General features: G+C 58.9%; 21 protein-coding genes. 14 read left to right on the top strand and 7 right to left on the bottom strand.

All coding sequences use genetic code 11. The features are described 5' to 3' along the window. The first annotated feature begins 124 nt into the window (after positions 1-124). The 7 genes from ACODTD_RS10360 (at position 125) to ACODTD_RS10390 (ending at position 4,977) form a co-directional block, all read left to right on the top strand. Entirely contained in the window at positions 125-694 is a 570-nt protein-coding gene (locus ACODTD_RS10360) for an electron transport complex protein RnfA (RefSeq protein WP_285354180.1), read from the top strand. Next, positions 691-1,905 carry an electron transport complex subunit RsxB gene (gene rsxB, locus ACODTD_RS10365; RefSeq protein ID WP_489104812.1) on the top strand — a complete coding sequence of 405 codons (1,215 nt, stop codon included), beginning with the start codon at positions 691-693 and terminating at the stop codon, positions 1,903-1,905. Before ACODTD_RS10360 ends, rsxB begins: the two co-directional genes overlap by 4 nt. After that, positions 1,892-2,875 (top strand): RnfABCDGE type electron transport complex subunit D, encoded by a 984-nt coding sequence (locus ACODTD_RS10370; RefSeq protein WP_221615290.1) that lies wholly within the window; start codon positions 1,892-1,894, stop codon positions 2,873-2,875. Before rsxB ends, ACODTD_RS10370 begins: the two co-directional genes overlap by 14 nt. Then, positions 2,872-3,477, top strand: a complete 606-nt coding sequence (locus tag ACODTD_RS10375; protein ID WP_011335732.1) for an RnfABCDGE type electron transport complex subunit G — start codon at positions 2,872-2,874, stop codon at positions 3,475-3,477. The genes ACODTD_RS10370 and ACODTD_RS10375 overlap by 4 nt, the downstream gene beginning before the upstream one ends. Beyond that, positions 3,474-4,055 carry an Rnf-Nqr domain containing protein gene (locus tag ACODTD_RS10380; RefSeq protein WP_011335733.1) on the top strand — a complete coding sequence of 194 codons (582 nt, stop codon included), beginning with the start codon at positions 3,474-3,476 and terminating at the stop codon, positions 4,053-4,055. The genes ACODTD_RS10375 and ACODTD_RS10380 overlap by 4 nt, the downstream gene beginning before the upstream one ends. Beyond that, positions 4,052-4,690 (top strand): endonuclease III, encoded by a 639-nt coding sequence (gene nth / locus ACODTD_RS10385; RefSeq protein ID WP_007953205.1) that lies wholly within the window; start codon positions 4,052-4,054, stop codon positions 4,688-4,690. Before ACODTD_RS10380 ends, nth begins: the two co-directional genes overlap by 4 nt. A gap of 107 nt (positions 4,691-4,797) precedes the next feature. Continuing rightward, positions 4,798-4,977, top strand: coding sequence for a PA3496 family putative envelope integrity protein (locus tag ACODTD_RS10390; RefSeq protein WP_011335734.1), 180 nt, complete (start codon positions 4,798-4,800; stop codon positions 4,975-4,977). Between the two features lie 88 nt (positions 4,978-5,065). Here the strand turns inward: ACODTD_RS10390 and ACODTD_RS10395 are convergent, their stop codons facing one another. After that, complete coding sequence (locus tag ACODTD_RS10395; RefSeq protein WP_011335735.1) at positions 5,066-5,692, bottom strand: response regulator transcription factor; 627 nt, start codon at positions 5,690-5,692, stop codon at positions 5,066-5,068. Positions 5,693-6,090: 398 nt separating this feature from the next. Here ACODTD_RS10395 and ACODTD_RS10400 point away from each other — a divergent pair, with 398 nt between their 5' ends. Continuing rightward, complete coding sequence (locus tag ACODTD_RS10400) at positions 6,091-6,648, top strand: hypothetical protein (protein WP_489104813.1); 558 nt, start codon at positions 6,091-6,093, stop codon at positions 6,646-6,648. Between the two features lie 189 nt (positions 6,649-6,837). Here ACODTD_RS10400 and ACODTD_RS10405 read toward each other — a convergent pair whose 3' ends face one another. After that, the gene (locus ACODTD_RS10405) at positions 6,838-8,055 is read right to left on the bottom strand and encodes an argininosuccinate synthase (protein WP_011335737.1); all 1,218 of its coding nucleotides are present in this window, start codon (positions 8,053-8,055) and stop codon (positions 6,838-6,840) included. Positions 8,056-8,184: 129 nt separating this feature from the next. After that, positions 8,185-9,093 carry a flagellar protein MotY gene (locus ACODTD_RS10410; protein WP_007953200.1) on the bottom strand — a complete coding sequence of 303 codons (909 nt, stop codon included), beginning with the start codon at positions 9,091-9,093 and terminating at the stop codon, positions 8,185-8,187. Between the two features lie 160 nt (positions 9,094-9,253). Between ACODTD_RS10410 and pyrC the strand changes: the two genes are divergently transcribed. Together pyrC and rnt are read left to right on the top strand one after the other, a co-directional pair. After that, on the top strand, positions 9,254-10,300 hold the full coding sequence (pyrC, locus tag ACODTD_RS10415) for a dihydroorotase (protein WP_011335738.1): 1,047 nt from the start codon (positions 9,254-9,256) through the stop codon (positions 10,298-10,300). Beyond that, positions 10,297-10,971, top strand: coding sequence for a ribonuclease T (rnt, locus tag ACODTD_RS10420; protein ID WP_011335739.1), 675 nt, complete (start codon positions 10,297-10,299; stop codon positions 10,969-10,971). Before pyrC ends, rnt begins: the two co-directional genes overlap by 4 nt. 74 nt (positions 10,972-11,045) lie before the next feature. On the opposite strand, the gene ACODTD_RS10425 is transcribed toward rnt, so the two are convergent. Beyond that, entirely contained in the window at positions 11,046-11,648 is a 603-nt protein-coding gene (locus ACODTD_RS10425; protein ID WP_007963972.1) for a peroxiredoxin, read from the bottom strand. A gap of 291 nt (positions 11,649-11,939) precedes the next feature. On the opposite strand from ACODTD_RS10425, the gene ACODTD_RS10430 reads away from it, so the two are divergent. Both ACODTD_RS10430 and bfr read left to right on the top strand, forming a co-directional pair. Further along, positions 11,940-12,158, top strand: coding sequence for a bacterioferritin-associated ferredoxin (locus ACODTD_RS10430; RefSeq protein ID WP_007953193.1), 219 nt, complete (start codon positions 11,940-11,942; stop codon positions 12,156-12,158). Positions 12,159-12,357: 199 nt separating this feature from the next. Continuing rightward, on the top strand, positions 12,358-12,834 hold the full coding sequence (gene bfr, locus ACODTD_RS10435) for a bacterioferritin (RefSeq protein ID WP_011335740.1): 477 nt from the start codon (positions 12,358-12,360) through the stop codon (positions 12,832-12,834). 105 nt (positions 12,835-12,939) lie between these two features. Here the strand turns inward: bfr and grxD are convergent, their stop codons facing one another. The 3 genes from grxD to ACODTD_RS10450 all read right to left on the bottom strand — a co-directional run bounded on the left by grxD (position 12,940) and on the right by ACODTD_RS10450 (position 15,904). Beyond that, the gene (gene grxD / locus ACODTD_RS10440; RefSeq protein WP_011335741.1) at positions 12,940-13,281 is read right to left on the bottom strand and encodes a Grx4 family monothiol glutaredoxin; all 342 of its coding nucleotides are present in this window, start codon (positions 13,279-13,281) and stop codon (positions 12,940-12,942) included. Between the two features lie 97 nt (positions 13,282-13,378). Then, positions 13,379-15,484 carry a molybdopterin oxidoreductase family protein gene (locus tag ACODTD_RS10445; RefSeq protein WP_489104814.1) on the bottom strand — a complete coding sequence of 702 codons (2,106 nt, stop codon included), beginning with the start codon at positions 15,482-15,484 and terminating at the stop codon, positions 13,379-13,381. Between the two features lie 129 nt (positions 15,485-15,613). Continuing rightward, positions 15,614-15,904: a hypothetical protein gene (locus ACODTD_RS10450; RefSeq protein ID WP_007963969.1), complete on the bottom strand. Its 291-nt coding sequence runs from the start codon at positions 15,902-15,904 to the stop codon at positions 15,614-15,616. A gap of 406 nt (positions 15,905-16,310) precedes the next feature. Between ACODTD_RS10450 and argF the strand changes: the two genes are divergently transcribed. Together argF and ACODTD_RS10460 are read left to right on the top strand one after the other, a co-directional pair. After that, the gene (gene argF, locus ACODTD_RS10455; RefSeq protein WP_039765834.1) at positions 16,311-17,231 is read left to right on the top strand and encodes an ornithine carbamoyltransferase; all 921 of its coding nucleotides are present in this window, start codon (positions 16,311-16,313) and stop codon (positions 17,229-17,231) included. After that, a complete protein-coding gene (locus tag ACODTD_RS10460) occupies positions 17,228-18,337 on the top strand; it encodes an ABC transporter ATP-binding protein (RefSeq protein WP_011335744.1) in 1,110 nt (369 codons plus the stop codon). The genes argF and ACODTD_RS10460 overlap by 4 nt, the downstream gene beginning before the upstream one ends. Positions 18,338-18,386: the final 49 nt, after the last annotated feature.

The raw sequence follows: 18,386 nt of genomic DNA on the forward strand, positions 1-18,386 counted from the left end.
CCCTGACAGATCCCACAGGCGTGCTCCGTGCGCCTGTGGGATTTTTCATATCTGGCCCGCCCTCCACGGCTGCCGGATAATGCCTAACCTTAAATGACACACGCCCGTTGCCACCGGCAGAACCATGACCGAACTCGTGCTTACGCTCTTCAGTGCTGCACTGATCAACAACTTCGTGTTGCACTGGCCGCTGGGCGTCGATCCGCTGCTGGGCAGTGAGCGTCGACAAGTGCATGCGCTGGGGCTGGCAACGTTGTGTCTGATGCTGCTTGTCGGTGTGGCGGGTTACGTGCTCTGGCATTGGCTACTGGTGCCGTTGCAACTGGAATTCCTGCGCCTGTTTGTGTTTATGCCGTTGAGCATCTTGCTGATCACGCCGTTGCTGAAGCTGTTGGCGCATTGGCTCCCGGCGTTGCCATTCGATGGTTTGTGGCCGCTGCTGCTGGGCAATGCCGGTGTGCTGGGGCTGATACTGATCAACGCGCAAGCGGACAAAGGCCTGTTTCATGCAATTGCGCTGAGCCTTGGCGCCGGCCTGGGTTTCTGGCTGGTGTTGAGCCTGTTCAGCGATTTGCGTGAGCGCACGGCCGACAACGATATTCCCCTGCCCTTTCGTGGCCTGCCGATCCTGTTGATCGGCGCCGGACTGATGGCCGTGGCTTTTCTCGGATTCAGTGGACTGATCAAAACATGAGTCTGATTCAACGCATCGATGCCCTGCTGCCGCAGACCCAATGCGGCAAGTGCGGCCATCCCGGATGCAAACCCTACGCTGAAGGCATCGCCGACGGCGAGCCGATCAACAAGTGCCCGCCGGGTGGCGACGAAACCATCGCGGCGCTGGCCGAACTGTTGAAAATCCCGGTGCTGGAGCTGGACATCAGTCGTGGTTCGGCGCCGCCGCAAGTGGCCTACATCCGCGAGGCCGAATGCATCGGCTGCACCAAGTGCATCCAGGCCTGCCCGATCGACGCCATCGTCGGCGCGGCAAAACTGATGCACACCGTCATCATCGACGAATGCACCGGTTGCGATCTGTGCGTGGCACCCTGCCCGGTCGATTGCATCGAGATGCACCCGCTGCCTTTGGGCACACTGCCGGTGGTGGGTGGTCTGGCCATCAGCCTTGAAGAACAGCAGGCCCGCGCGGCCAAACGCGATCACGCCCGTCAGCGCTTTGAACGGCGCAATGCTCGCCTGCAACGCGAAGAACAGCAGAAGCAAGCCGAACGTGAGGCCCGGGCGCAGCGCGCGGCACAGGCCGAAGTCGCCGCCACCACGCTCGATCCAGTGCAAGCAGCGCTCGAACGGGTGCGCGCACAAAAAGCCGCGACCGCCGATGCTGCACTGAAAAAAGCCAAGATCGACGTGGCCATGAGCCGAGCGCAATTGAACAAGTCGCTGAAGGCGTTTGGTCATCCGCCGACCTACGATCAGCAATCGCAGTTGATCGTCCTTCAACAGCAGTTCGAAGCGGCCGAACAGGCACTGGCGCAGCTGGAAAAAAGCGCGGCACCTGCGCCAGTCGTAGCCGCCCCTGCAAAGGACGCCGATCTGAAAAAAGCGAAAATCCAGTTGGCGATGCGCCGCGCCGAGCTGAAAAAGGCGCAAACCGCAGAGGCCCCGCCAGCCGAGATCGCCGCGCTGGAGCAAGCGCTGCGTGACGCCGAACAGGCGCTGCACAATGCCGAAGCCGCCAGCAATCAACCGGCGCCGGAGCTTGTGCGTGTCGAGAAACGTCCGATCGACGACCAGTTGCGCCAGCTGAAAACCGAACTGGCCTACGCTCGCGCCGACCTTAACAAACTGCAACGGCGCGACGGCACGCCCACCGACATCCTCGAAAAAGCCCGCGCCCGCCTGCAAGAAGCAGAGCGGCAGGTAAAAGCCCATGTCATCCATTGAAACCAGAGACGAGCGCCTGCAACAGGCAATGAAGCTGGTTTTGCTGGCGACATTGCCGGGATGGCTGGCGTTGTTCTGGTTTTACGGTTGGGGCGTGCTGATCAACCTGATCCTGTCCGTCGTCACGGCTATGGGTGTTGAAGCCGCCGTGACACACCTGCGTCAGCAACCCATGCAGGCCACCTTGACCGATGGCAGCGCGGTGGTCAGCGCCACGCTGCTGGCGATTGCCCTGCCGCCTTATTGCCCGTGGTGGCTGACGGTTACGGCGATCGCCTCGGGCCTGCTGCTGGGCAAACATCTCTACGGTGGTGTTGGCCGAAATCCATTTAATCCGGCCATGCTCGGCTTCGCGCTGGCCCTGGTGACGTTTCCTCAGCCGATGACCCATTGGCCGGCCCATGGCATGGATCTGACGGCGGCTTTTGGTCAGGTGTTCAGTCTGGGCGCGCAACCGGATGCCTGGGTTCAGGCCACCGCGCTGGACAGTCTGCGCATCAATAAAAGCCTGACCATGAACGAATTGTTTGCCGGTAATCCGGCATTCGGTCGCTTTGGCGGGCACGGCGTTGAATGGATCAATCTGGCGTTCCTCGCCGGTGGGCTGTTTTTGTTGCAGCGCCGGGTGTTTGGCTGGCACGCGCCGGTCGGCATGCTCGCCAGCCTGTTCGTGATCAGCCTGTTGTGCTGGAACGGTTCGGGATCGGACTCCCACGGCTCGCCACTGTTTCACCTGCTGAGTGGCGCTACCATGCTCGGGGCATTTTTTATTGTCACTGAACCGGTCTCGGGGGCAAAAAGTCCGCTCGCCCGCCTGCTGTTCGGCATCGGCGTGGGGTTGCTGACTTACGTGATTCGCACCTGGGGGGGTTACCCCGACGGCGTGGCGTTTGCGGTGCTGTTGATGAACCTGTGCGTGCCGGCGCTGGAGCGCTTCGCGATGGCCCGTCAGGCGCAGGTGACACCATGAACCGAACGAACAGCCTGATCACACTAGCGTTGATTACCGCGCTGGGCATCGGCGTGACGTGGCTGGTGCAACGCAGCAACGCACCGCAGATTGCCGCCGCACAGCGTCTGTTCGAGAATCGTAAATTGCTGGACGTGCTGCCGGTCGACGCTTACGACAATCAGCCGCTGGAACAACCTCTGACGCTGACCGACATCAACCTGAGCCACAGTCTGATGCTGGGCGGTTATCGGGCGACCAAAAGCGGCCACCCCGTGGCGGCACTGTTGCGCAGCCGGACCCAAGGTTATGCCGGCAATATCGAGTTGCTGATTGCCATCGATGCCGACGGCCGATTGCTCGGAGTCAAAACCCTCGAGCAAAACGAAACGCCTTCGCTGGGTGGGCATATCGGCGACTGGCCAAATGGCTGGCTTGAGACTTTTAGCGGAAAATCGAGCAACCAACCGACCGACGCCGGATGGGCACTGAAAAAGAATCAGGGAGAATTCGACCAGATCGCGGGCGCAACCATTACCTCTCGCGCGGCGATCAATGCCATTCACGATGCCCTGCGTTACTTCGATGAACACCGGACGACCCTGCTCGGGAGCGCTCCATGAATACGTCAGCGACTCTGTCGAACTCAATGATGCTGGTGCTGCTGATCGGTGCCACCGACTCCGTTGCAGGTGCGCTGGCGACTCTGTTGATGTTTGCGGTTGTCGTGGGCGTTTACGGTTTGTGCATGACACCGCTGCGCTCGCGCCTGAGCAGCGAGAGCCTGTTGCCGGTCAGCCTGATACTGGCCGCAACTCTGGCCGGCTGCGCCGATATTTTTCTGCAACGCGTTGCGATGCAGTGGCATCAACTGATCAGTCTTTATGCCGGGCTGATTGGCTTGCAGTGCGTCGTGCTGGAACACAATGGATTTTTTCGCCGGCCTGTCCGTAATCGACTAAAACTTTGCGGCCTGTTTACCGCGCTGATGATTGTGCTCGCAGTGTTGCGTGAGCTGATCGGTCAGGGCAGCATCGGCCATCATCTGTCCGAACACTGGCAAGGTTTGATTCTGTTCGGCGACGGCCTGCATTTCGCGACGCTGGCTCCCGGCGCCTTCATATTGCTTGGATTGTTACTGGCCGCCCGTCAGGCCTGGACTCGCCCTGCCGCCTTACCCGAGGAAACGCATCACCCATGAATGCCGCAAAACGTCTGGAGATTTTCCGCAGGCTTCACGAGGACAACCCCGAGCCCAAGACCGAACTGGCCTACTCCTCGCCCTTCGAACTATTGATTGCGGTGATTCTGTCCGCGCAATCCACGGACGTCGGGGTGAACAAGGCGACGGCGAAGCTGTTTCCGGTGGCGAACACACCGGCGGCCATTCACGCCTTGGGCGTCGAAGGGTTGTCCGAGTACATCAAGACTATCGGCCTCTATAACAGCAAGGCCAAAAACGTGATCGAGACCTGCCGCCTGCTGGTCGAATTACACAACGGGGAAGTCCCGCAGACGCGTGAAGAACTGGAAGCCTTGCCCGGCGTTGGCCGCAAGACCGCCAACGTCGTGCTCAACACCGCGTTCCGCCAGTTGACCATGGCCGTGGACACCCACATCTTCCGGGTCAGCAACCGCACCGGCATTGCACCGGGTAAAAATGTGGTCGAGGTGGAAAAGAAGCTGATGAAGTTTGTGCCAAAAGAATACCTGCTCGACTCGCACCACTGGCTCATTCTTCACGGACGCTATGTGTGTCTGGCACGCAAACCCCGTTGTGGCAGCTGTCGGATTGAAGATCTGTGCGATTACAAGCACAAAACTTCTGACGATTGAGCGACTATTGGTTTTATTGATTTATCGATTGAAAAAATCTTTTTTACCATCTGCTGGAATATCGATATAAGGAGCGCCAAAGGCAGTCTTAGCCTGGAGTTGACCTTATGAGCACCAGCAAAGAGCAATTGGAAGCGGATGACGACTTTATCGCCACGGAGGCCGATGATGCCGATCCTGTGGTTGAAGTCGCCAAGACCAACTTGAGCAAACGCCGAACCATCGACAACCTGCTTGAGGAGCGCCGACTGCAAAAGCAATTGGCCGATTACGATTTTGATCTCTGACATTTGAAAGCCTCCCGAAACGGAGGCTTTTCTGTTTCAGTCACACGCTGATTCCGATCCGCCCATGATCCGTCAGCCACTGAAACTCTCAGACCAGACCGTTTCGCTGCGCCAGTTCGATCAGATCCACCAGCGAGCGCGCGTTGAGCTTCAATAGCAACCGGGTTTTGTAGGTACTCACGGTCTTGTTGCTGAGGAACATTCCGTCGGCAATTTCCTTGTTGGTCTTGCCGCGCGCCAACTGCTGCAACACCATCATTTCCCTCCCGGACAGGCGATCGACCATGTCCGCTTCGCTGGCGTTTCCAAGGCTGGTCCGCACGGTATGCAGCGCCTGATTCGGAAAATAGCTGTATCCGGACAGTACCGCCTTGATGGCACTCAGCAACTCCGTCAGATCCTGTTGCTTGCAGACATAGCCCGCCGCCCCCGACTGCATGCAGCGCATGGAAAAATGTCCCGGTGACTGGGACGTCAGCACCAGCACCTTCAATGGCATTGCAATGGTCGTAAGACGCGCAATGACTTCCAGACCATCCAGTTTCGGTATGCCGATATCCAGAATGACGATATCCGGCATCTGGTCACGAGCAAGTTGTAATGCATCCACGCCGTTATCCGTTTCTGCAATGACTTCGTAGCCATGACGTTCCATCAGCATACGTACCGCAAGACGAATGACGGGGTGATCATCCACGATCAGCACTTTATTCATGGGCAAGTCCAGTTTCGCTGTTCGAATTTTTAGAACCGGCACAATAACTCAGTCATTTCCTCCATGGCATGGATAAGTTCCTCTTCACCAGCACCGAGAGACGCCTCCTACAGCCAATAAAGATTATTCCTACAGAAAAGACTCACTCACAGAAAAACATGAACTCCCATCCGGAAGTTCGGCTCCTACCCCGCCCTTCTCGATAGCGTTCATGACAGGCTAAACACCGAAACGAAGATCAGCGACCACACATTAAAAAACAGAAACACCTTACACATATCGCACTCCTGGAATTTAATATAAACACCAAACACCGAGAATCCTGTTTATCCGACAACTTGAAACTCGACCACTCACTCAATCAAGACGACGAGAAAGACCATTCATGAGTAAATACCATGCTAAAAATCAACAGGAAGATCCCCAACCCCATTACCGTCATTGCCATCTTCGCTTTTATATCGGAAACCTCCGCCGCCGTATCACTGCCATTTCTTAATAATAATGAACGGGAGCTGTACGTCTGGTTCCTGATCAGTTTTCCGTTCTACCTGTTGTTTCTGTTCTTCATCACCCTGAACTTCAACTATCGCTCTCTGTATGCTCCATCCGACTTCGACAACGACAAGAACTTTCTCAAGGCTTTCGAAGAAGAAATCAATCTTCCGAACAAGGTTGCACCCACTCAGCCGAATGTCGATTTACACGCTGTCAAACTACCAAAACCGTTGGACAGGGTGTACATCATTGACATTCGACAGATACACACGAGTTCGGTAATAGCGGAGCTACTGGAAAAGTTCCCACATCCAAACAAGCATTCGCTGAGGCTGTTTCTGTTTTTAACCGACGCTGTGTCAGATATTTTACTTAAAGAACATATCGACAATCTGGAAAAAAACTCAAAAGAACACAAGGAACAACCTTCTGTATTGTTTACAACACTCATTCGTTGAATACATCTGTATTGGGAAAGATATGAAAGGAGATAAAGCGTGGAGGAAGACATCCATGCAATGCACGATGTACAGCCGATGATGACAGTAACGCTGACAGGTACCTATCAAGTCAAACGAGCCCCCGCTCCAAAAAAAAACGGCCTTGTCGCTACGACAAGGCCGTTCTTTCCATCAGGCCCGAAGAACTTAGAACAACTTGCGGCCCTTGTTGGCAGCAATACGCATGCGCAGTGCGTTGAGCTTGATGAAGCCCGCCGCGTCGGCCTGGTTGTAGGCGCCGCCGTCTTCTTCGAAGGTCGCGATGTTGGCGTCGAACAGCGAATCGTCGGACTTGCGGCCGGTCACGATCACGTTGCCCTTGTACAGCTTAAGGCGCACAACGCCGTTCACGTTGACCTGAGAAGCGTCGATCATCTGTTGCAGCATCAGACGCTCAGGGCTCCACCAGTAACCGGTGTAGATCAGGCTGGCGTACTTCGGCATCAGCTCGTCTTTGAGGTGAGCGACTTCGCGGTCCAGGGTGATCGATTCGATGGCGCGGTGAGCGCGCAGCATGATGGTGCCGCCCGGGGTTTCGTAGCAGCCACGGGACTTCATGCCGACATAACGGTTCTCGACGATGTCCAGACGGCCGATGCCGTGCTCGCCACCGATCCTGTTCAGGGTCGCCAGTACGGTGGCCGGAGTCATTTCGACGCCGTCCAGCGCGACGATGTCGCCGTTGCGGTAGGTCAGTTCCAGGTATTGCGGGGTGTCGGGAGCCTTCTCCGGGGAGACGGTCCAGCGCCACATGTCTTCTTCGTGCTCGGTCCAGGTGTCTTCCAGCACGCCGCCTTCATAGGAGATGTGCAGCAGGTTGGCGTCCATCGAGTACGGGGATTTCTTCTTGCCGTGACGCTCGATCGGGATCGCGTGCTTCTCGGCGTAGTCCATCAGTTTCTCGCGGGACAGCAGGTCCCACTCGCGCCAAGGGGCGATCACTTTCACGCCTGGCTTGAGCGCGTAGGCACCCAGTTCGAAACGCACCTGGTCGTTGCCCTTGCCGGTTGCGCCGTGGGAAATGGCGTCGGCGCCGGTTTCGTTGGCGATTTCGATCAGACGCTTGGCGATCAGCGGACGCGCAATGGAAGTACCCAGCAGGTACTCGCCTTCGTAAACGGTGTTGGCGCGGAACATCGGGAACACGAAGTCACGCACGAATTCTTCGCGCAGGTCGTCGATGTAGATTTCTTTGACGCCCATGGCCTGCGCCTTGGCGCGAGCCGGCTCGACCTCTTCGCCCTGACCCAGGTCAGCGGTGAAGGTCACGACTTCACAGTTATAAGTATCCTGCAGCCACTTGAGGATCACCGAAGTGTCCAGGCCGCCGGAATACGCCAGAACGACCTTGTTTACGTCCGCCATGCCATCACTCCACGGGGTTCTACGGAAAGCCGAGGAGTCTACCGCTCAAACGCGATAATTTACAGAGGCGCGACAGCTTAAGACGACAAAGCGACAGAATCTGTCGAGAGAGCGACGATGACCGGCAGGTCAGGAAGTCGCCGCAGTGTTGGCAGGTGTGCTGGCCTGAGGCGCTGGAGCAGTCGTCGGTGCCACCCGCGCAAGGTGCACATTGACCCGACGGTTCTTGGCCCGGTTGGCGGCATTGGTGTTCGGCACCAGAGGATAACGCTCACCATGGAAACGCACGGTGATCTGCGACTCCTGGATGCCGTTGGCCTTGAAGAAGTCGACCACGGCCAGCGCGCGGCGGCGCGACAGTTCGCGATTGGTCAGGCGATTGCCGCTGTTGTCCGAGTGGCCGTCGAGTTCGATGTGATTGACCGTCGGATCGGCCTTCATGTACTCGAGCATCACTTGCAGCTTGGCCTTGGCGGCGGCGTCCAGTTCGATGCCTTCGCCGGGGAAGCCGATCTGCGATTGCTTGACCTGATCGAAATTCTGCGGGAGCAGTTTCGCCACGCAGGTCTGATAGTCATTGAACGCCTTGCTGAACTTGACCGGCAACAGGCGCACTTCCGACACCCGACCATCGCCCGATGCCCGGCGCACCACCGGGCTGCGACCGTCCATCAGCCCGCTGATCAACTGCCCGGCCTGGGATTGAGAACTGTTGAACAGCACGTTGCCGCTGCCCAGTCGAACCGTGCCCAGATTGATGTCGCCACGACCCGGCTGCCACGGCGCAGCCGCTGCCAGCAAGGTCGCCGAACCACCGCCGAGCATGGCGTTGTAGGCGTTCAGGCGGAAGGTCGCCTGCTCGCCGGCCTTGCGCACGAATTGCCCTGAGCCAAAATCAGTGATCGGCTGCGTCAGACGGCACTCGAACTTGTCGCCCTCGACCGTCCACTCAATGTTCTCCAGACGGGTCTGGTAGGTCAGTGCCATCGCGGGGAGGCTGGCAAACACACTGAGCAAGGCTAAATATCGCTGGCGCACGGGAGGCTCCATTGGCTTCTACAACGAAAAAGACCGAGACATACATCTTTACGGCATACCTATGGGATATCGGACGCTCGTCGCAAAACTTGATAGCGAGTGCCTGCAAGAGTCTTTTCCGGTAGCATTCGCCTCAGTTTGACCCGCCTGGAATCCCCTCATGTCCGACCGCCTGACCCTGCTGCGTCCCGACGACTGGCACATTCATCTTCGCGATGGTGCCGTGTTGACCAATACCGTTGCGGATGTCGCGCGCACCTTTGGTCGCGCCATCATCATGCCCAACCTGGTACCTCCGGTGCGCAACGCCGCTGAAGCCGACGGCTATCGCCAGCGGATTCTCGCTGCCCGCCCGGCCGGCAGTCGTTTCGAACCGCTGATGGTGCTGTACCTCACCGACCGCACCCAGCCCGAAGAAATCCGTGAGGCCAAGGCCAGCGGTTTCGTGCACGCCGCCAAGCTGTATCCGGCTGGCGCCACCACCAACTCCGATTCCGGGGTCACCAGCATCGACAAGATTTTCCCGGTGCTGGAAGCCATGGCCGAAGCCGGCATGCCGCTGTTGATCCACGGCGAAGTCACCCGTGGCGACGTCGACGTGTTCGACCGCGAAAAAATCTTCATCGACGAGCACATGCGCCGCGTGGTCGAGCGTTTCCCGACACTGAAAGTGGTGTTCGAACACATCACCACCGGCGATGCCGTGCAGTTCGTCAACGAGGCTTCGGCCAACGTCGGCGCGACCATCACCGCGCATCACCTGCTCTACAACCGCAACCACATGCTGGTGGGCGGGATCCGGCCGCACTTCTATTGCCTGCCGATCCTCAAACGCAACACTCACCAGGAAGCCCTGCTCGACGCCGCCACCAGCGGCAGCGCGAAGTTCTTCCTCGGTACCGACTCGGCACCGCACGCCCAGCACGCCAAGGAAGCCGCCTGCGGCTGCGCCGGCTGCTACACCGCGTACGCCGCCATCGAGCTGTATGCCGAAGCCTTTGAACAGCGCAACGCGCTGGACAAGCTCGAAGCCTTCGCCAGCCTCAACGGCCCGCGTTTCTACGGCCTGCCGGCGAACACCGATCGCATCACACTGGTTCGTGACGAATGGACCGCCCCGACCAGCCTGCCTTTCGGCGAGCTGACCGTTATCCCGCTGCGCGCCGGTGAAAAACTGCGCTGGCGCCTGCTGGAGGAACACGCGTGAGTGAAGACCATTTCGACGACGAACTGGACGGTCAAGGTGGCGGCGGTTCCCGTCATCCAATGGCAGCACGCTTTCGCGGCTACCTGCCGGTTGTCGTCGACGTAGAAACCGGTGGCTTCAACTCGGCCACCGACGCTCTGCTGGAGATTGCCGCGACTACCATCGCCATGGATGAAAAGGGTTTCGTCTATCCGGATCACACCTACTTCTTCCGCGTCGAGCCGTTCGAAGGCGCCAACGTTGAACCGGCGGCACTGGAGTTCACCGGGATCAAGCTCGATCATCCGTTGCGCATGGCTGTCAGCGAAGAAACAGCGCTGACCGACATCTTCCGTGGCGTGCGCAAGGCCTTGAAAGCCAACGGCTGCAAGCGGGCGATTCTGGTCGGCCACAACAGCAGCTTCGACCTCGGCTTCCTCAATGCTGCCGTCGCGCGGCTGGACATGAAGCGCAATCCGTTTCACCCGTTCTCCAGCTTCGACACTGCGACCCTCGCGGGTCTGGCCTACGGTCAAACCGTATTGGCCAAGGCCTGTCAGGCAGCCGACATCGACTTCGACGGCCGTGAAGCGCACTCCGCGCGTTACGACACCGAGAAGACGGCCGAGCTGTTCTGCGGCATCGTCAACCGCTGGAAACAGATGGGCGGCTGGGAAGACTTCGACGACTGAGGGTCGTCGGGTTAAATCCCGCGCATGAAAAAACCGGCTCAAGAGCCGGTTTTTTTGTACCTCGACGTTGCGCCTTACAGGGCAGCAGCGTTCTCGGTCAGGTAAGCCGCAACGCCTTCTGGCGAAGCGTTCATGCCTTTGTCGCCTTTTTTCCAGTTGGCAGGGCAGACTTCGCCGTGCTCTTCGTGGAATTGCAGAGCGTCGACCAGACGGATCAGCTCTTCCATGTTACGGCCCAGCGGCAGGTCGTTGATGATCTGCGAGCGGACAACGCCTTTGTCATCGATCAGGAACGCGCCACGGAAAGCCACGCCGCCTTCGGACTCAACGTCGTAGGCCTTGGCGATTTCGTGCTTCATGTCGGCAGCCATGGTGTATTTCACCTGGCCGATGCCGCCATTGTTGACCGGTGTGTTGCGCCAGGCGTTGTGGGTGAAGTGCGAGTCGATCGAAACGGCGACTACTTCAACGTTGCGTGCCTTGAAGTCGGCCATGCGGTTGTCCAGAGCGATCAGCTCGGACGGGCAGACAAAGGTGAAGTCCAGCGGGTAGAAGAACACCAGGCCGTATTTGCCTTTGATGGCCGAGGACAGGGTGAAGCTGTCAACGATCTCGCCATTGCCGAGTACGGCCGGGACGGTGAAGTCAGGGGCTTGTTTGCCTACGAGTACGCTCATTGATATCTCCTGGTGTAGAAACTTGAAGTTCAGGGTTCGGGCCAGCCTGCCACCCTCAGGCGACAGCCCTGTGACACGAACCCCCTTCGCAAGGGCCGACCATCATACACTGCGTTTTTCGACTGTCCTTAAAGGTTTTTCGCGAAATCCCGGCTGGCATCCGGCCATGCACCACCGTTCGTCAGTCACAGGCTGTGGCGATGAAAACCACTGGGAAAGCACTTTGACAATCATTCTCGTTAACATTAAGATCCATCGCAATTGAGTCACAACCAGCGACGGTTCTCACTTATGTATGTTTGCCTCTGCACTGGCGTCACCGACGGACAGATCCGCGAAGCGATCTATGAAGGTTGCTGCAGCTATAAAGAAGTCCGTCAGGCCACCGGCGTCGCCAGCCAATGCGGCAAATGTGCGTGCCTGGCGAAGGAAGTGGTCCGCGAAACCCTGACCAAGCTGCAAACCGCCCAGGCTGCGATCCCCTACCCGGCAGAATTTACCGCCGCGTAATTATCCAGAATTCGAAGAACCGGACTTATGTCCGGTTTTTTTATGCCTGAAAATCAACTGCTTAGCGTCTAGACGCGGAACACAAACATTCTTATTCAGATTAATTTTCATTTATTATTCAATAACTTAGGTTTGACACTTATAAATACCAAGCTCAAACTCTGCCTTATATACCGTTACTTAGGGCAGGACTCCCATCATGAAAGGCGACGTAACAGTCATCCAGCATCTCAACAAGATCCTTGCCAATGAGCTGGTCGCGATCAATCAGTACTTCCTGCATGCGCGCATGTATGAAGATTGGGGCCTGAACAAGCTCGGCAAGCACGAGTATCACGAATCCATCGACGAGATGAAGCACGCGGACAAGCTGATCAAGCGCATCCTGTTCCTCGAAGGCCTGCCGAACGTGCAGGACCTGGGCAAGCTGCACATCGGCGAGCACACCAAGGAAATGCTGGAGTGCGACCTGCGTATCGAGAAGACCGGCCACGCTGACCTGAAAGCCGCCATCGCGCATTGCGAATCGGTGGGTGACTTCGGCAGCCGTGAATTGCTCGAAGACATCCTCGAATCCGAAGAAGAACACATCGACTGGCTGGAAACCCAACTGGGCCTGATCGATAAAGTCGGTCTTGAGAACTATCTGCAATCGCAGATGGGCGAAGACGAGTAATTAGCCAGCGCTAAACTCGCGACACTAAAAAGCCCCGCCCTCTTTCGAGAGGCGGGGCTTTTTATTGCCCGGACTTCAGCTCGCCGAAATCCGGGCAGAAGCCAATCAGGCTTGGGACTTGGCCGCAGCAGCCTTGGCGGATGCTTCCTTGACCAGGGTCTGCAGCTCACCGTTGGCAAACATTTCAGCCATGATGTCGCTGCCGCCGACCAGTTCACCGGCTACCCACAGCTGCGGGAAAGTCGGCCAGTTGGCGTACTTCGGCAGGTTGGCGCGGATTTCCGGGTTCTGCAGGATGTCGACGTAGGCGAACTTCTCGCCGCAGCCCATCACAGCCTGCGCAGCTTTCGCGGAGAAGCCACACTGGGGGGCATTCGGCGAGCCTTTCATGTAAAGCAGAATGGTGTTGTTGGCAATCTGCTCTTTAATCGTTTCGATGATATCCATGGAGCACCTCGGCTGAACTTTCCGACTCATGGGTCGGCACGGTGGCGCATTGTAACGGAATCCCGAGCGCCCTGCTCGGTCTCCCCGACAGACTTGCTCAAGCCGCCGCCACCTTCACCGGCACGCCATTGAGCGCCGCATTGCCTGACAGCTCGTCGAGCTGGCATTCATCGGTCAGGTCATTGGCGCTGGAGCCCGGCTGACCGCTGGCGATCGACATCTGCACACCCGGCCGGGCATGGCCCCATCCGTGCGGCAGACTGACCACGCCCTTCATCATGTCCGCGCTGCCCAGCACCTCGACCTCGATCTGCCCGACCCGCGAACTGACCCGGACAAGCTGACCATCACTGAGCCCGCGACTGGCGAGATCGTCCGGATTCATCAACAACTGATGACGCGGCTTGCCCTTCACCAACCGGTGGTAATTGTGCATCCACGAATTGTTGCTGCGTACATGACGGCGACCAATCATCAACAGCTCATCGGCGGCCGGCGCCTGCAACGCGGCGAAGCGCGCCAGGTCGGCGAGGATTTCCGGCGGCGCCGCCTGAACTCGTTGATTGAAGGTCTTCAATCGCGGTGTCAGGTTGGGTTTCAGCGCTCCCAGGTCAACACCGTGCGGATGATCGAACAGCGTCGCCAGCGACAATTTATGCTCGGACGCATCGCCATAGGCGCCCATGCGCAATCCCGTGTCGATCATCTTCGACGGCGGCATCGTCGGTTTCAGCTCCTTGCCGGTCTTCGCGGCGAAGGCCTTGGCCAGGCCGACGAAGATTTCCCAGTCGTGCAGCGCCCCTTCGGGTTTGGCGAGGATTGCCCGGTTGAATCGAGTGACGTTGCGCACCGCAAACAGATTGAAAGTGGTGTCGTAGTGATCGTTCTCCAGCGCCGAAGTCGACGGCAGGATCAGGTCGGCATAGCGCGTGGTTTCGTTGATGTACAGGTCGACGCTGACCATGAACTCCAGCCCGTCCAGCGCCTGCTCCAGTTGCCGGCCATTGGGCGTGGACAACACCGGATTGCCAGCCACTGTAATCAACGCGCGAATCTGCCCCTCGCCTTCGGTGAGCATTTCTTCAGCCAGCGCCGAGACCGGCAGCTCACCGCCGTACTCGGGACGTCCGGACACGCGGCTCTGCCATTTATTGAAGTGCCCGCCTGAAGTCGAGGCGACCAGATCCACCGCCGGCTCGGTACACAAGGCACCACCGACGCGGTCCAGGTTGCCGGTGACCAGATTGATCAACTGCACAACCCAATGACACAGCGTGCCGAAGGCTTGAGTGGAAACCCCCATCCGACCGTAGCAAACGGCGCTTGGCGCAGCGGCGAAGTCCCGGGCCAGTTGGCGGATCTGTTCGGAGGGAACGGCGCACAACGGGCTCATGGCTTCAGCGGTGAATCCCGCCACCGCCGCGCGCACGTCGTCCAGACCGTCCACCGGCAAATGACTGTCAGACGTCAGTCCTTCGCTGAACAACGTATTGAGCACACCAAACAACAACGCCGCATCGCCGCCGGGGCGCACGAACAGATGCTGATCGGCCATCGCCGCCGTCTCGCTGCGCCGTGGATCGACCACCACCACTTTGCCGCCTCGGGCCTGGATCGCTTTCAGACGCTTCTCGACATCCGGCACAGTCATGATGCTGCCGTTGGAGGCCAGTGGATTACCGCCCAGGATCAGCATGAAATCGGTGTGATCGATGTCCGGGATCGGCAGCAGCAGGCCGTGGCCGTACATCAGGTAGCTGGTCAGGTGATGGGGCAGTTGATCGACCGACGTCGCCGAATAGCGGTTGCGGGTTTTCAACAGGCCGAGGAAGTAATTGCTGTGGGTCATCAACCCGTAGTTGTGCACGCTGGGGTTGCCCTGATACACGGCGACCGCGTTCTGCCCATAACGCTCCTGAATCGCCGAGAGTTTTTCGGCGACCAGCTCGACCGCCTCGTCCCACTCGATGGGCAGCCATTCGCTGCCGACCCGGCGCATCGGCTGACGCAGGCGATCCGGATCGTTCTGGATATCTTGCAGCGCGACGGCCTTGGGGCAGATGTGCCCACGACTGAACGTGTCCAGGGCATCGCCCTTGATCGAGGTGATCTGCACCTGGCCGTCGGTTTCGGTGGTTTCGATGGTCAAGCCGCAGATGGCTTCACACAGGTGGCAGGCACGGTGGTGGAGAGTCTTGGTCATGGCCAGTCTCTGTCTTGTTCTGGGCAGGCAATCACGCCTGCGGGAACAAAACTATGGCCCGCGACCCGGTGCAGCGCCAGCGACGTTCGTCTTGTGAATCGGCGGCCATCAGGCCCGCCGATAGACGCGTCAGTTCGCCGGAAGCTGTGGCGGCGCGGCCAGCTGGATTTCCTGGATGGTCTCGATCTGCTCGTGGGCGACGTGGACGCCGGTGAGTTCGCCGATCAGTCGCCAATGCTCGTCGAGCCCGGCGCTGATGGTCGCCATGCGGTCGATCATCTGCCGGCTGGCGGCCTTGACCACGTCGTCTTCGCTGCGCAGCAGTTCGAAGGACATCGAAGTCATCGAGGCGGTGAGGTGGGTCAATGAGCGTGCCGTGTGGCCCAGCAGTTCCATTAACAGTTTTTCTTTCGATTCCATGCGGAGGCTTCCTGCGTCGCTCGTGATTTATTTATAACCCAGCACTTTGCTTTAGCAAATGTTTCAACCTGCGCATCCGACCAAGCGAATCGGTGGTTCACCGGTCGCAAACCGACCAGAGCCGTGCCATCCCCGCCGCGCCTGATTGCCAAGCCCGGTGGGGCCAGTGTACAAATGCCTTGCTGCCCTCTCGAAAACTTACCGGAAATCACAGTGTTCGCACTGTTCCAACCCCGGCGCATTTCTGCAAAAACCGTAGCCTATTGGAAAAACGCGACATTTAGTGTCAATATCGCGCCTTCCCCTATTTCGTCGCCCCCGTGCGGCTTACGCCGCAGGTCTCGCCCGTTGTTCCGATAAACAAGGCTTTGAGCATCTGCGGTTTGTAGCAAAAAGGTAGTCAATGATGAGCGCAAGGCACTTTCTCTCCCTGATGGATTGCACGCCCGAAGAGCTGGTCAGCGTGATCCGTCGAGGCGTTGAGCTCAAGGACCTGCGTAACCGCGGCGTACTGTTCGAGCCTCTGAAAAACCGCGTCCTGGGGATGATCTTCGAGAAATCCTCGACCCGTACCCGGATCTCCTTCGAGGCCGGCATGATCCAGCTCGGCGGCCAGGCGATCTTCCTGTCGCCGCGCGACACCCAACTGGGTCGTGGCGAGCCGATCGGCGACTGCGCCATCGTCATGTCGAGCATGCTCGACGCAGTGATGATCCGTACCTTTGCCCACAGCACCCTGACCGAATTCGCTGCCAACTCCCGCGTGCCGGTGATCAACGGCCTGTCCGATGACCTGCATCCGTGTCAGTTGCTGGCCGACATGCAGACCTTCCTCGAACACCGCGGCTCGATCCAGGGCAAGACCGTGGCCTGGATCGGCGACGGCAACAACATGTGCAACAGCTATATAGAAGCGGCGATCCAGTTCGACTTCCAGTTGCGCGTGGCCTGCCCGGAAGGCTATGAGCCAAACCCTGAATTCGTGGCCAAGGCCGGTGACCGCGTGACCATCGTCCGCGACCCGAAAGACGCCGTGCGCGGCGCGCATCTGGTGAGCACCGACGTCTGGACCTCCATGGGGCAGGAAGAGGAAACCGCCAAGCGCCTCAAACTGTTCGCGCCGTTTCAGGTCAACCGCGCCCTGCTCGACCTGGCTGCCGATGACGTGCTATTCATGCACTGCCTGCCCGCTCACCGCGGTGAGGAAATCAGCCTCGACCTGCTCGATGATCCGCGCTCCGTCGCCTGGGATCAGGCAGAAAACCGTCTCCACGCACAGAAGGCCCTGCTCGAGTTCCTCGTCGAACCGGCATATCACCACGCATGAGTCATGAATTACTGCTGAACCTGCGCAACCTCGCTTGCGGCTATCAAGATCAACGTGTGGTGCAGAACCTCAACCTGCACCTCAACGCCGGTGACATTGGCTGCCTGCTCGGCTCGTCCGGCTGTGGCAAGACCACCACCCTGCGCGCGATTGCCGGTTTTGAGCCGGTGCACGAAGGGGAAATCTCTCTCGGCGGTGAAGTGATCTCCAGCGCCGGTTTCACCCTCGCTCCGGAAAAGCGCCGGATCGGCATGGTGTTCCAGGACTACGCGCTGTTCCCGCACCTGAGTGTCGCGGACAATATCGCCTTCGGTATCCGCAAGCACCCGAACAAGGAGCGCGTCACCGAAGAGCTGCTGGAACTGGTCAACCTGAAGAACCTCGGCAAGCGCTTCCCCCATGAGCTGTCCGGCGGCCAGCAACAACGTGTCGCTCTCGCCCGCGCCCTGGCACCGGAGCCGCAGCTGTTGCTGCTCGACGAGCCGTTCTCCAACCTCGATGGCGAGTTGCGCCGCAAGCTCAGCCATGAAGTGCGCGACATCCTCAAGGCCCGTGGCACCAGCGCGATTCTGGTGACTCACGACCAGGAAGAAGCCTTCGCCGTCAGCGATCACGTCGGCGTGTTCAAGGAAGGCCGGCTGGAACAGTGGGACACGCCGTACAACCTCTATCACGAGCCGGCGACGCCATTTGTCGCAAGCTTCATCGGTCAGGGTTACTTCATTCGCGGCCAGCTCGGCAGCCCGGAATCGGTGCAGACCGAACTCGGCGAATTGCGCGGCAATCGCGCCTACACCTGGCCGGTCGGTGGCGCAGTGGATGTGCTGCTGCGGCCGGACGACATCGTTTACGCGCCGGACAGCGGGTTGAAAGCGCGGATCGTCGGCAAGACGTTCCTCGGCGCCTCGACCCTGTATCGCCTGCAACTGCCGACCGGTGCGCAGCTGGAATCGATCTTCCCAAGCCATGCCGACCATCAGGTGGGTGCGGATGTCGGGATTCGAGTGGCAGCGGAACATCTGGTGTTGTTCCAGGCCTCCGGCAGCACGGCGGCGCAGATTCCGGCGGTGGAAAACGGCGTCCGCCGTTACAGTACTGCGCACTGATCTGCACCCAAACAATGAGGGAGCCTGATGGCTCCCTTGTTTTTTTGCT

The sequence above is a fragment of the Pseudomonas sp. FG35 genome (assembly GCF_057809295.1).